General features: G+C 69.5%; 7 protein-coding genes. 6 read left to right on the plus strand and 1 reads right to left on the minus strand.

Annotated elements, in window-relative coordinates; translation table 11 throughout:
* Positions 1–103: 103 nt before the first annotated feature.
* Positions 104–3,373 carry a GH92 family glycosyl hydrolase gene (locus IEZ20_RS15695; RefSeq protein ID WP_189298751.1) on the plus strand — a complete coding sequence of 1,090 codons (3,270 nt, stop codon included), beginning with the start codon at positions 104–106 and terminating at the stop codon, positions 3,371–3,373.
* 63 nt (positions 3,374–3,436) lie between these two features.
* On the opposite strand, the gene IEZ20_RS15700 is transcribed toward IEZ20_RS15695, so the two are convergent.
* Complete coding sequence (locus IEZ20_RS15700; RefSeq protein ID WP_189298753.1) at positions 3,437–7,240, minus strand: GH92 family glycosyl hydrolase; 3,804 nt, start codon at positions 7,238–7,240, stop codon at positions 3,437–3,439.
* 343 nt (positions 7,241–7,583) lie between these two features.
* On the opposite strand from IEZ20_RS15700, the gene ngcE reads away from it, so the two are divergent.
* From ngcE to IEZ20_RS15725, 5 genes are all read left to right on the plus strand, one after another.
* The gene (gene ngcE / locus IEZ20_RS15705) at positions 7,584–9,026 is read left to right on the plus strand and encodes an N-acetylglucosamine/diacetylchitobiose ABC transporter substrate-binding protein (protein WP_189298754.1); all 1,443 of its coding nucleotides are present in this window, start codon (positions 7,584–7,586) and stop codon (positions 9,024–9,026) included.
* A gap of 141 nt (positions 9,027–9,167) precedes the next feature.
* Positions 9,168–10,103, plus strand: coding sequence for a carbohydrate ABC transporter permease (locus tag IEZ20_RS15710; RefSeq protein WP_189298756.1), 936 nt, complete (start codon positions 9,168–9,170; stop codon positions 10,101–10,103).
* A 14-nt stretch (positions 10,104–10,117) separates the two neighbouring features.
* Positions 10,118–11,041 carry a carbohydrate ABC transporter permease gene (locus IEZ20_RS15715; RefSeq protein WP_189298758.1) on the plus strand — a complete coding sequence of 308 codons (924 nt, stop codon included), beginning with the start codon at positions 10,118–10,120 and terminating at the stop codon, positions 11,039–11,041.
* A 188-nt stretch (positions 11,042–11,229) separates the two neighbouring features.
* The gene (locus IEZ20_RS15720; RefSeq protein WP_189298760.1) at positions 11,230–12,429 is read left to right on the plus strand and encodes an ROK family transcriptional regulator; all 1,200 of its coding nucleotides are present in this window, start codon (positions 11,230–11,232) and stop codon (positions 12,427–12,429) included.
* Between the two features lie 121 nt (positions 12,430–12,550).
* Positions 12,551–13,666, plus strand: coding sequence for a sugar ABC transporter substrate-binding protein (locus IEZ20_RS15725; protein ID WP_189298762.1), 1,116 nt, complete (start codon positions 12,551–12,553; stop codon positions 13,664–13,666).
* Positions 13,667–13,880 lie beyond the last annotated feature (214 nt).

Raw genomic sequence — 13,880 nt, forward strand, 5'->3', positions numbered from 1 at the left:
GAGCGTACGCGGTCTTCCGCGGTACCGGTGGCACACGCTACTGTCCCTGCGGCTTGTGCGACCTGTGGTGCGCGACCCGTCCGTCAGGAGGAAGGGCCGCGTCATGCGTTTGAGACCCCTGTCCCTGCTGCTCGCCGCGCTCCTCGCGACCGGTGGCCCCTGGGCGGCCCCCGCCCTCGCGGCGACCGCCGCTCCCCCCGGCCTCGTCGAGGACCCGACCCCGTACGTCGATCCGCTGATCGGCACCAGGAACGGCGGTGACGTCTTCCCGGGCGCCGTCGTGCCGTTCGGCATGCTCTCCTGGAGCCCGGAGAACACGCGCGGCGACGCCACGAGAACCGCCGCGCCCGGCGGTTACCAGTACGACGCCACCCGCATCCGGGGATTCAGCCTCACCCACATGTCCGGCACCGGGTGCGCGGGCGGCAGCGGGGACATCCCGTTCTTCCCGTACGCCGGCGAGGTCACCTCCTCCCCGGCGAGCGACACCGAGGACGCCGTCTACGCCTCCGACTTCCGCCACGCCGACGAGACCGCCGAACCCGGCCACTACAAGGCCGTGCTGGCCTCCGGCGTCACCGCCGACCTCACCGCCACCGCGCGCACCGGCTCCGCCCGCTTCACCTACCCGGCCGGAAAACCCGCCTCGCTGCTCGTGCGCACTGCCAACTCCGAGGTGGGCTCCGAGGACTCCACGGTCACCATCGACCCGGACACCCGGACCGTCTCCGGCTCGGTCACCTCCGGCGACTTCTGCGGCTACCTCGACCCGGAAGGCCGACGGGCCTACTACACGCTGTACTTCACCGCCCGCTTCGACCGCGCCTTCGAGGCCACCGGCACCTGGCACGACGACCGGCTGGACCCCGGCTCCCGGGAGGCCTCCGGCGGCACCGGCGGCTTCGCGCACGGCGGGCGGCCGGTCGCCGGGAAGGGCGCCGGAGGATACGTCGAGTTCGCCCCCGGCGACGGCCCGGTCCACGTCAAGGTCGGGATCTCCTACGTCGGCAAGGAGGCCGCCGAGGCCAACCTGGACGCCGAGAACCCGCCGGGACGCTCCTTCGACACGGTCCGCGAGGCCGCCCGGCGGGCCTGGCGGGAGCGGCTGGGGGCGGTCCGGGTCGGCGGCGGCACGGAGGCCGAGCGCACCACCTTCTACACCGCGCTCTACCACGCGCTGCTGCACCCGAACGTCATCAGCGACGCCGACGGCAGGTACCGGGGCGCCGACGGACGTGTCCACACGGTCCGCCGCCGGCACGCCCGCTACGGCACCTTCTCCGGCTGGGACGTCTACCGCGACCAGGTCCAGCTGCTGACGCTCCTCGACCCGCGCACCGGCTCGGACATCGCGCAGTCCCTGTACGAGCTGGCCCGGCAGAACGACGGCGTCTGGGACCGCTGGCTGCACGGCGCGAGCGGCACCCACGTCATGAACGGCGACCCCGCGCCCACCGCGCTGGCCGGCATCCACGCCTTCGGCGGCACGGACTTCGACCTCGAGGGCGCCCTCGGGTCCCTCGTACGGGCGGCGACCGTCCCCACCGCGCAGGACCTGTCCGCCGCCGGGAAGCCCGTACTGTCGGTGGGCCAGCGGCCGTCCCTCGACAAGTACCTCCGGCTGCACTACATGCCGTCCGTCTCCAACGCCTGGGGCGGCGCCGCCGAGACGCTGGAGATGTCCACCGCGGACTTCGCGATCGCCCAGCTCGCCCGCGCCGCGGGGGAGAAGGGCACGGCGGACACCTTCGCGCGCCGCGCCCAGTGGTGGCAGAACACCTTCGACATCGCGGCCCATCCCTCCGGCGGCTACGTCGCGAACCGCAAGGCCGACGGCAGCTGGGTCACCGGCTTCACCCCGGACACCGGCAACGGGTTCGTGGAGGGCACGGCCGCCCAGTACACCTGGATGGTCCCGCACAACCCGGCGGGCCTCTTCGCCGCGCTGGGCGGCCGGGAGAAGGCGCTCACCCGGCTGGACGACTTCTTCCACGACGCCGACGGCGGCTGGGCCCTCACCGGCCACGGCGGCACCAAGTCCGAGCTGGACAACGAGCCGTCGATCAACGTCCCCTACCTGTACGACTACGCCGGCGCCCCCTACAAGACGCAGGAGACCGTCCGCGCGGCGATGCGCCGGCTGTGGTCCGCCGAGCCCGGCGGCATCCCGGGCAACGACGACCTCGGCGCGATGTCCGCCTGGTACGTCTTCTCCGCCCTCGGCATGTACCCGCAGGTGCCCTCCCGCGCCGAACTCGTCCTCGCCTCCCCGCTGTTCGAGCGCATCGAGATCGACCGGCCGCACGGCAACGACATCTCCGTCCGCGCCACGGGAGCGGCGGCCGACGCGCCGTACGTCCACGCCCTGAAGGTCAACGGCCGTGGCAGCGACCGCCCTTGGCTGCCCGCGTCCTTCGTCCGGGACGGCGGCCGGCTCGACTACACCCTGTCCGCCGTCCCGGACCGCGCCTGGGGCGCCGGCAGCCCGCCGCCGTCCTTCCGCCAGGGCGAGCAGCCCTACCAGTTCGGCGTCGGGCCCACCACAGCCACCCTCGCCCCCGGCGACAGCACGAAGATCGCCGTCCGCGCGCTGTCACTGACCGGCGGCGCCGGCCCCCAGGTGCGCTTCCGGGTCCGCACCCCGGCCGGGGTGACGGCCGCGCCCGCCGAGGGCACGGTCGCCGACGGCGCCCAGGACATCACCCTCACGGCGGCACGGGACGCCGAGCAGGGCTTCGCCGACGTCCGGGTGGAGGTCACCTCGGGCGACTCCTCGTACGAGCAGCCGGTGACGCTCACCGTCGCAGCCCCGGGCACCCTGCTCGCCGCCTACGACACCACGGGCATCTCCGACGACGACGGCGACCACGACGAGGCCGACTACGACGGCGGCGGCTGGAGCTACTCCCGGCAGGCCCTCGCCGCGGCCGGCCTCACCCCCGGCGGACGGTCCACGGTCGACGGCCTGGTCCTCACCTGGCCCGACTCACCCGCCGGCCGCCCCGACAACGCCTCCGCGGCCGGCCAGACCATCCAACTGCCCTCTCCCGCCGAGCGGTTGTCCTTCGTCGGCAGCGCGGTCAACGGCAACCGGCAGACCAGGGCCACCGTCACCTACACCGACGGCACCACCGACACCGTCGACCTCTCCTTCACCGACTGGACCGTGGGCGGCGGTGGCGGCACCGTCCAGTACGGCAACGAGGTCGTCGCCAGGACCGCGTACCGCAACGTCGCCGGCGCGGACAAGGACCCGGTGGCGACGTACGTCTTCGCCACCAGGCCCTACCGGGCCCCGGCCGGCAAGCACATCCGCGGTGTCACGCTCCCGCACGACACGGACCTGCACGTCTTCACCCTCGCGACGGGCTGAGGCCGGACACGGCACGGGGGCGGGCCCGCACGGGCCCGCCCCCTTCCTTCCCGGTCACCCGGATCAGGCCAGCAGTTCCACCTCCGCCAGGGTCGACTCGCCGTCCAGGACCAGGCGGTACCGCGTGTACGTGCCCGGGGCGGCGATGGTGAAGGCGCGGGTCTGGCGGTCCCAGGCGAAGGTCTCGCCGGAGCGGTGGTCCAGGGTGTGCCACTTCGTGCCGTCGGCGGAGCCCTGGAGGGTCCAGCCGGTCGGTGCCTCGGTGCGGTCGGCGCCGGAGGTCAGCGTGTACTGCACCGGCCTGACGGCGCCCTGGGCCGGGAGGTCCGCCGAGGTGACCGTCGCACTGGTCGCCGAGGTGTCGTCGAAGAGCGCGCCGGCGCCCTTCAGCACGTCCGCGCGCGGGGCCGGCACCTTGTCGTCCCGGGTGATCGAGACCGGCGCCGCGTTCTTCCCCGTCCCCCACTCCGACGGCTCGGCGCCCATGGAGAAGTCCAGCACCCCGCCCTTGGACAGCAGCGCGTGGGGGAGGGAGGTCGACGTCCACGGGAGGCCGTTGAACCGCACGCCCTGGACGTAGACGTTCCGCGCGCTGTTCTCCGGCGCCCGGATCACCAGGTCCCGGCCGTTCTCCAGGTGCACGGTCACCTTCTTGAACAGCGGGGAGCCGATGGCGTACTCGCCGCTGCCCATGACCAGCGGGTAGAAGCCGAGCGCGGAGAAGAGGTACCAGGCCGACTGCTCGCCGTTGTCCTCGTCGCCGTGGTAGCCCTGGCCGATCTCGCTGCCGGTGTACAGCCGGGAGAGCGCCTCACGGACGTACGCCTGCGCCTTCCAGGGCTCGCCGGCCGCGTCGTACATGTAGATGACGTGGTGCGCGACCTGGTTGGAGTGGCCGTACATGCCCATCCGGACGTCCCGCGCCTCGGTCATCTCGTGGATGACACCGCCGTAGGAGCCCACGTGGTCGGGGGAGGCCGTCTCCGGGGTGGCGAAGTACTCGTCCAGCTTGTCCGCGAGCCCCTTCCGGCCGCCGTACAGGTTGGCCAGGCCCCGGCTGTCCTGCGGGGCGGTGAAGGCGTAGCCCCAGCCGTTGGTCTCCGTGTAGTCGTAGCCCCACTCGCGCGGGTCGTACGCCGAGGACCGCACGCGCCAGTCGCCCTTGGCGTCCCGGCCCTGGAAGAAGCCGGCCCCGGTGTCGAACAGCTTCACGTAGTCCCGCGCCCGGTTGAGGAAGTACTGCGACTCCTCCCGGTAGCGCTTGTCGCCCGTCTTCCCGTACAGCGCCTCGCCCATCCGCGCGATGCCGTAGTCGTTGACGTAGCCCTCCATCGCCCACGACAGGCCCTCGTGCGTGTCGGTCGAGGTGTAGCCGAGGAACGGCGAGGTGGCCATGCCCTTGCGGCCCACGCCGGACATCGGCGGCACGACGGTCGCGTTCTTCACGGCCGCGTCGTACGCCGCCTTCGCGTCGAACCTCACGCCCTTGACGTAGGCGTCGGCGAACGCCACGTCCGAGGAGGTGCCGGTCATCAGGTCGGCGTAGCCGGGGGAGGACCAGCGCGAGGTCCAGCCGCCGTCCTTGTACTGCTGCACGAACCCGTCGACCATGTCGCCCGCCTGTGACGGCGTCAGGAAGGAGTACGCCGGCCAGGTGGTCCGGTAGGTGTCCCAGAAGCCGTTGTTCACGTACACCCTGCCGTCGACGATCTTCGCGCCGGTGTGCGTCGGGGTGTCCGGGCCCGGCATCGGGGAGAACGGCGAGGCGTACCGGTCCTTGCCGTCGACCCGCTCGAAGCCGGAGTTGGGGTACAGGTACAGCCGGTACAGCCCGGAGTACAGCGTGGTCAGCTGGTCCGGGGTCGCGCCCTCCACCTCCACCTTGCCGAGCAGGTCGTCCCAGGCCCGCTGGGCCCGCGTCCGTACCGCGTCGAAGGAGGTGCCGTCCGGGATCTCCCGGCGCAGGTTGTCCTTCGCCTGGTCGAGGCCGATGAGCGAGGTCGCCAGGCGCAGGGTCACGGTGCGGTCGGCGCCCGCGTCGAAGCGCAGGAAGCCCTTCACCCCGCTGGAGCCGCCGTCGGTGACCGGCCTGTCGAACTCGCCGTACACGAACAGCCGGGTGGCGCCCGCCGACAGGCCCGACTTGACGTCCGAGTAGCCGGTGACGATCCCGTGCTCCTTGTCGAGCGTCAGCCCGGCCTGTTCGGTGACGTTGTCGAACAGCACGCTCGCGTCGTCCCCGGGATAGGTGAAGCGGAGGACGGCCGCGTGGTCGGTCGGGGTCATCTCCGCCTTGAGGCCGTTCTCGAACCGCACCCCGTAGTAGTACGGCCGCGCGGTCTCGTTCTCGTGCCGGAAGGGCAGCTCCCGTGCCTCGCGGCCGGTGTCCGGGGTGCCGGACGCGGCCGACGGCATCAGCTGGAAGGTCTGCCGGTCGCCCATCCAGGGGCTCGGCTCATGGCTCGCGCTGAAGGCCTGGACCGTCGGCAGGTTGTCGGCGTTGTTCGCACGTGCGTACTCGTACAGCCAGCTCAGCGAGGACGCGTTGGTCACCGGCGTCCAGAAGTTGAAGCCGTGCGGCAGGGCGGTCGCCGGGAAGTCGTTGCCGCGCGAGAAGCTGCCGCTGGAGTTGGTGCCGCGGGTGGTCAGCGCGTAGTCCGACAGGTGCGCCTTCGGCTTCTCGGGCGCCACCGGCCTCAGGGCGACGTCGTCGAGCCAGCCGCGGAACTTCGCCGGGCCGTCGGGGGAGTCGTACGCCACCAGGATCCGGTCGACGGTCCTGCCGGCCGCGACCGAGCCGATCCGCGCGCTCACGTTGTTCCACTGGTTGACGTACAGCGCCTTCGACGCGCCCTGCCCGCGCGGGGAGAGCGGGAAGCCGTGCTGGTCCAGGGCGCCCAGGCCGCTCAGATAGGTGCCGTCGGTGAACGCCAGGTCGACGGAGACGTTCGTGGCGTCGTAGTCGCGGTCGCCGTCGGCCATCGACGGGAAGATCCGGTACGACAGCTGGGTGTCGCCGCCGACCTTCACGTTCACGTCGAAGACCCTGTTGTACGAGTAGGCCCGGCCGGCCGCCGTGTGCCGGCCGGCGTAGCGCAGGGCACGCTTTCCGGTGAACCCGGCGCGTGCCTTGGCGGTCGGGGAGCCGCTCGGGCCCTTGTCGACCAGGGTCAGCATGTCCTGCGGCACCGGACCGCCGGCACCTCCGGTGGACAGCTGCACATCGGCCAGCTGCAGGATGTCCGGGGCGCCGTTGTTCCCCGTCACCTCCAGCCGGAAGTACTGGTACTCCGCCGGCTCGGCGAGGTCGTACGACTGCGTCCGGAACCGCTCGGAGAAGGTCTCGCCCGAGCGGGTGTCGACCGTCTTCCAGTCCTTGCCGTCGGTGGAGCCCTTCAGGGTCCAGTCCTTGGGGTCGCGCTCGGCGTAGTCGTTGGCCGAGGTGAGCGCGTACGTCGCTATCTTGATGGGTTTGTCCAGGTCGAACTCGACCCAGCCGGTGGGGGCGAAGGTCAGCCACTTGGTGCCGGGCTCGCCGTCCACGAGGTTCTCCTTGACCTCGCCGGCGCCCGCGTTCTCGGCGCTCGCCCGGACCTCGGTGACGTGGTCGGTGACGTTGCCCGGGATGCCGGTGCTGTAGCCGCCGTCGACGCCCGAGGAGCGCGGGGCGCCGTCCGCTCCGGTGTCGACGGTGTTCAGCCAGTCCGGCGCCGGGTCGCCCGCCTCGAACGAGGATGCGAACTCCCGGTCGGGTGCCGGAGCCTTGGCGGGCAGGGCGACCGCGGCGCCCTGCCCGCCGACGGCCATGACAAAGGCGGCCGTGAGGACGGCCGCCGGAGTCCATCTGTGCCGCGTTCTCCGCTGCATCACAAGGATTTCCCCTCCTGCGCCCCCTCCGGACAACGTTGTCAGCTACCGGGCGCAAGAACCAGTAGGTGGTCAAGTGGCCGGTGATGTCAAGGGCGTTGGCTGCGGCATTCAGGGAGTTATGTCGCCACTTTTTCCGTCGGGCCGTTCTCCGGGCCGCCATATTTCCGGGAGGTCTCAACTCGGAAAAGACCCAGAGCGAACCCTGCATTCGATCTTGCTCCGTTGACGGGAAGTGGACTATACCTGTCGGCGTTTCCAGCACGACCCAGCACTACCCGACAGCGGTGCCGGGGAGGATCCGGTTCACCGCCTGAGTCCTGGAGAAGGCGAGGACTTGAGCATGGGATCCACTGTGCACCACGGCGTTGAAGGTGTGGGCCGTCGCGATCTGATCAAGCGGTCCGCGGCACTCGGTCTGGTCGCGGCGCCGGGAATGGGCCTGCTGTCCGCCTGTGCCAGCGGCGGCGGGAGCGGTGACCCGGACGAGGGCGGCACCCGGGGAAAGACGTCCAAGGACAACCCGTTCGGCGCCAAGAAGGGCGGCAAGCTCGACGTCGTCGTCTTCAAGGGCGGATACGGCGACGACTACGCCAAGGCGTGGGAGGCCGACTTCGGCAGGAAACTCGGCATCACCTCCACCCACACCGGCACCCAGGAGATCACCGGCAAGCTCCAGCCGCGCTTCAACGCGGGCAACCCGCCGGACCTGGTGGACGATTCCGGTGCCCAGAAGATCAATATCGATGTCCTCTACAAGAACGGTCAGCTGCTGGACCTCGCCGAGGTGCTGGACGCACCCTCGGTGGACGATCCCGCCAAGAAGGTCCGCGACACCCTGATCCCCGGCACGCTCGACCCGGGCCTGCAGGAGGGCAAGATCGTCGCGCTGAACTACATCTACACGGTCTGGGGGCTGTGGTACTCCGGCAAGCTCTTCAAGGACAAGGGCTGGGAGGAGCCCAAGACCTGGGCCGACTTCCTCGCCATCTGCAAGGACGCCACGTCGCAGGGCATCGGCGGCCTCGCCCACCAGGGCAAGTACCCGTACTACATCAACGTCGCCATCATGGACCTGATCGCCAAGAAGGGCGGCCTGGACGCCATGAAGGCGATCGACAACCTCGACCCCAGGGCGTTCGTCGGCTCCGACGCGGCGCAGGAGGCCATCGAGGCCGTCTACGAGGTGGTCGAGAAGGGCTATCTGATGCCCGGTACGAACGGCCTGACCCACACCGAGTCGCAGACCCGCTGGAACCAGTACAAGGCGGTGTTCATCACCTCCGGCTCGTGGCTGGAGAACGAGCAGCTCAAGCAGACGCCGGCCGACTTCGACATGAAGTTCCTGCCGATGCCGCTGCTGCCCGGCAGCAAGCTGCCGTTCGAGGCGATCCGGGCGGGCTCGGGCGAGCCGTTCATCATCCCGGCCAAGGCGAAGAACCTGCCGGCGGCCCAGGAGTTCATGCGGCGCATGCTGTCCAAGGAGTGGTCGACGCTCTTCGCCAAGCAGGCGAACTCGCTGACGATCCTGAAGGACGGCGTCGACCCGAGCGTCCGGCTGCGGCCGGGTACGCAGTCCACGGTGGAGGCGTCGAAGGCGGCCGGTGACAACACCTTCCGGTACCTGTACACCGAGTGGTACGGCGAGATGGGGACGGCCATCGAGGCCGCGTCCAACGAGCTGATGGCCAAGCGGATTCAGCCGAAGGAGTGGCTGAAGAGGTGTCAGGCGGCGGTGGACAAGCAGGCGAAGGACCCTGCGTCCAAGAAGAACCACCGGGATTAGGTTCGCCTAGTCGCCGTAGGGGTGCGGGTGCGATCGAGGGTGCGGGTTCGTCGTGGTGGCCCGCGCCCGCGCGGCGGAGCCGCATATCGATACAGCCCCGCGCCTCTTTCGGGGCGCTACAGCACAGGGCGGTCACAAGTCATGCGCAAAGGGCAGTACCGGTTCGTCGCGGGGTTTCTCCTCGTTCCCGTGGCGCTTTATGTGGTCTTCGTGATCTGGCCGTACATCCAGACGTTCGGCTATTCGCTGACCGACTGGAAGGGGCAGTCGCAGACCTTCCGCTTCGTTGGTCTGGACAATTACAGGAAGCTGTTCCAGGACGACGTCTTCATCGAGGCCATCGGGCACAACATCCTCTTCCTGGTCCTCATCCCGGTGATCACGATCCTGCTCGCCCTGTTCTTCGCCTTCATGCTGAACGCGGGCGGGCGCGGGCGGGCCGGCGGGGTGCAGGGGGTCGCCGGGGCGAGGTTCTACAAGGTCCTCTACTTCTTTCCGCAGGTGCTGTCGCTGGCCATCCTCGCCGTGCTGTTCAACGCGGTGTACCGCAGTGACGGCGGCGGTCTGCTCAACGGCTTCCTGATCAAGCTCGGACTGGTCGACGCCGACAAGCCCGTGGAGTGGCTCAACGAGCCGAACATGGTCCTGTGGGCGCTGCTGCTGGTCGTGGTGTGGCACGGCGTCGGCTTCTACCTGGTGCTGTTCTCGGCCGCCATGCAGTCCATCCCGAGGGACATCTACGAGGCCGCCCTGATCGACGGGGCGAGCCGCAACCAGTCCTTCTTCCGCATCACCCTGCCCCTGCTGTGGGACTCGGTGCAGACCGCCTGGGTCTACCTCGGCATCGTCGCCATGGACATGTTCGTACTGGTCTCCTCGATGACCCAGAACATGGGCGCCTACGGCGGCGGCCCGGACCACCACAGCGACGTGATGTCGACGGTGATGATGCGGAACTTCCTCTACTACGGCAAGAGCGGCTACGCCTGCGCCATGGGCGTGGTCATGCTGCTGCTCACGCTGGTCCTGTCCGTGGTCACGCTGCGCGCCACCCGCCGCGAGCGCATCGAGTTCTGAGCGGAGCGACGACGATGAGCGCACCCATCAAGGAGACCGCCCCCGCGCCGGCCGGGCGGACGGTGGCCAAGGTCCCCGTCCGGCCGGGCGACCGCCGCGGCGAGGGCGTGGTCCTGAACGTCTTCTCCCACGGGTTCCTCGCCCTGTGGGCCCTGCTGATCGTGCTGCCGCTGCTGTGGCTGGTGCTCAGCTCCTTCAAGACCGACACCCAGATCGGCGGCTCCGCCCTCGGATGGCCGGAGAACTGGACCCTCGACGTCTTCGGCCGGGCCTGGGACAAGGGCATCGGGGACTACTTCCTGAACACCGTGATCGTCCTGGTCTTCTCCGTGCCGCTGACCATGCTGTTCGGATCGATGGCCGCGTACGTGCTGGCCCGGTACCGGTTCCGGGGCAACCGGCTGCTCTACTACTTCTTCGTGGCCGGCGCGATGTTCCCGGTCTTCCTGGCCCTGGTCCCGCTGTTCTTCATGGTCAAGCGGCTGGACATGCTGAACACCTACCAGGGGCTGATCCTGGTCTACATCGCCTACTCCATGCCGTTCACGGTCTTCTTCATGCACGCCTTCTTCCGGACCCTGCCCACGGCGGTCTTCGAGGCGGCGATCCTGGACGGAGCCTCGCACACCCGCACCTTCTTCCAGGTGATGCTGCCGATGGCGAAACCCGGACTGATCAGCGTGGGGATCTTCAACACTCTGGGGCAGTGGAACCAGTTCATCCTGCCCACGGTCCTGATGCAGCCGCAGAGCGGTGACGACCCCGAGCGCTACGTCCTCACCCAGGGGCTGATCCAGCTGCAACAGCAGCAGGGATACGCCTCCGACCTGCCCGTTCTCTTCGCGGGCGTGACGATCGCGATGATCCCGATGCTGGTGGTCTACCTGTCCTTCCAGCGCCAGGTGCAGGCGGGTCTGACCTCGGCCACGCTGAAGTGACCGCACCCCGGCGACCGCCCGTACGCACGCCGTTCCCGGCCCCGGGGACGGCGTGCGCGTGTGTGTGGCGAGTACCCGGAAACGGTTCAACCTCTTGACGTATGTCGCCCCGAACGGCTCAGCTTAGAGTTCACTAGTTGGACATACACGGGGCCTCGCCGAAGCGGCCCCGCGCTCAGGAGGTCGTCGTGGAGACTCCAGGGTCGCAGTCATCACTGCACCGAGCCAACCTGGAGCGGGTGGTCCGGGCCGTACGGCTGGCCGGTTCCCTCACGCAGGCGGAGATCGCGCGGACGACCGGGCTGTCCGCGGCGACCGTCTCCAATATCGTGCGGGAGCTGAAGGACGGCGGAACCGTCGAGGTCACGCCCACGTCGGCGGGCGGGCGGCGGGCCCGCAGCGTCAGTCTGAGCGGGGACGCGGGCATCGTGATCGGTGTCGATTTCGGGCACACCCACCTACGGGTCGCGATCGGGAACCTCGCCCACCAGGTGCTGGCCGAGGAGGCCGAGCCGCTGGACGTGGACGCCTCCGCCGACCAGGGCTTCGACCGGGCCGAACAGCTGGTCAACCGCCTGGTCGCGGCAACGGGGGTGGACCGGTCCAAGGTGGCCGGCGTGGGGCTCGGCGTGCCGGGCCCCATCGACGTGGAGTCGGGCACGCTCGGATCCACCGCGATCCTGCCCGGCTGGGGCGGCACCAAGCCCGCCGAGGAACTGCGCGAACGGCTCGGCGTGCCCGTGCACGTGGACAACGACGCCAACCTCGGCGCCCTCGGCGAGCTGGTCTGGGGGAGCGGCAAGGGCGTGCGGGACCTCGCGTACATCAAGGTCGCGAGCGGTGTCGGCGCCGGTCTGGTGATCGACGGGAAGATCTACCGCGGCCCGGGCGGCACCGCAGGAGAAATCGGACATATTACACTCGACGAATCCGGCCCGGTCTGCCGCTGCGGGAACCGCGGCTGCCTGGAGACGTTCGCGGCGGCGCGCTATGTGCTCCCGCTGCTCCAGCCCAGCCACGGCGCCGACCTGACCATGGAAGGCGTCGTACGGCTGGCCAGGGACGGTGACCCGGGCTGCCGTCGGGTGATCGCCGACGTCGGCCGCCACATCGGCAGTGGAGTGGCCAATCTCTGCAATCTGCTGAACCCGAGCCGGGTGGTCCTCGGCGGTGATCTCGCCGAGGCGGGTGAGCTGGTGCTCGGGCCCATCAGGGAGTCCGTCGGCCGCTACGCCATCCCCAGCGCGGCGCGCCAACTGTCCGTTCTTCCGGGGGCGCTTGGCGGTCGCGCGGAGGTGCTCGGAGCGCTCGCTCTCGCACTCAGCGAGATGGGCGATTCGACCCTTTTGGAGGGTGCGTTGCCCGTGGCGGCCCCTGCCTTCACTTAGAGAACGGATGGCACCGTTGCCATCTCGTTAAGGATTTACTTCTTGACGTCGCACGTGTGGCCGAGTTGACTTCCAGCCACCTCGGCCGCAACGACGCGGCCTCGTCAGGGAGGTTTCTGAAGTGAACGCACGTATGCGTCGTGCCGCCGTTGCCGTTGCCGCCGGTGCGATGGCCGTTTCGCTGGCCGCCTGTGGCAGCGCCAAGGAGTCGAAGGGCAACGACGACTCTTCCTCGGCGTCGGCCAAGAAGGGCGACGACATCAAGGTCGGTCTGCTCCTTCCGGAGAACAAGACCGCGCGGTACGAGAAGTTCGACAAGCCGCTGATCGAGAAGAAGATCAGCGAGCTGACGAACGGCAAGGCCAAGGTCGAGTACAACAACGCCCGCCAGGACGCGAACCTGCAGGCCCAGCAGGTCGACACCATGATCACCAACAAGGTGGACGTCCTGATCGTGGACGCGGTGGACGCCAAGGCCATCCAGAACTCCGTCCAGAAGGCTGTGGACGCCGGCATCAAGGTTGTCGCCTACGACCGCCTCGCCGAGGGCCCGATCAGCGCCTACACCTCGTTCGACAACGAGGAGGTCGGCCGGACCCAGGGCCAGGCCCTGCTGAAGGCGCTGGGCGACAAGGCCAAGAAGTCGACCAAGGTCGTCATGATCAACGGCTCGGTGACCGACCCGAACGCCGCCCAGTTCAAGAAGGGCGCGCACTCCGTCCTCGACGGCAAGCTCACCATCGCCAAGGAGTACGACACCAAGGAGTGGTCGCCGGACAACGCCAACTCCGAGATGGAGGCGGCGATCTCCTCCGTCGGTAAGAAGGACATCGCGGGTGTCTACTCGGCCAACGACGGCATGGCCGGCGGTATCATCACCGCCCTCAAGGCCGCCGGCCTGAACGTCCCGGTCACCGGCCAGGACGCCGAGCTGGCCGGTGTGCAGCGCATCGTCACCGGTGAGCAGTACATGAGCGTCTACAAGTCGTACCCGCAGGAGGCGGACATCGCCGCCCAGATGGCGGTCGCGCTGGCCAAGGGCCAGAGCCTCGACTCCATCGCCAAGGACAAGGTCTCCAGCGGCAGTGCCAAGGACATCCCGTCCGTCCTCGTCCCGGTGGTCTCCCTGACCAAGGACAACATCAACGACACCGTCATCAAGGACGGCATCTACACCGCCGCCGAGATCTGCACGGGCAAGTACAAGTCCGCCTGCGACAAGCTCGGCATCAAGTAAGCAGTCCGCGGTCCGCTCCCGGCCGCCGGCGCCCCTCCTCTCAGACGCCGCGGCCGGAACCGGCCGGCTGCCTGAAGGCTCCTTCCGGTGCCCCGTGCACTCAACAGCCCCGCAAGCTCGGCGCGGGGTGCCGGACGGAACTCCCGAGGGTTGCCCCCAACCACCCACGGGTTGTCCCCAACCCACCCACCCTGCATCTTTCTGCACAACCTCC

This window comes from Streptomyces cinerochromogenes, from assembly GCF_014648635.1.
GTDB lineage: Bacteria > Actinomycetota > Actinomycetes > Streptomycetales > Streptomycetaceae > Streptomyces > Streptomyces cinerochromogenes.

What these genes read in the sequence shown, in the direction of transcription:
- IEZ20_RS15710 (WP_189298756.1), top strand. Translation starts at nt 9,168, where the DNA reads ATGCGCAAAGGGCAGTACCGGTTCGTCGCGGGGTTTCTCCTCGTTCCC.
- ngcE (WP_189298754.1), top strand. Translation starts at nt 7,584, where the DNA reads ATGGGATCCACTGTGCACCACGGCGTTGAAGGTGTGGGCCGTCGCGAT.
- IEZ20_RS15715 (WP_189298758.1), top strand. Translation starts at nt 10,118, where the DNA reads ATGAGCGCACCCATCAAGGAGACCGCCCCCGCGCCGGCCGGGCGGACG.
- IEZ20_RS15695 (WP_189298751.1), top strand. Translation starts at nt 104, where the DNA reads ATGCGTTTGAGACCCCTGTCCCTGCTGCTCGCCGCGCTCCTCGCGACC.
- IEZ20_RS15700 (WP_189298753.1), bottom strand. Translation starts at nt 7,240, where the DNA reads ATGCAGCGGAGAACGCGGCACAGATGGACTCCGGCGGCCGTCCTCACG.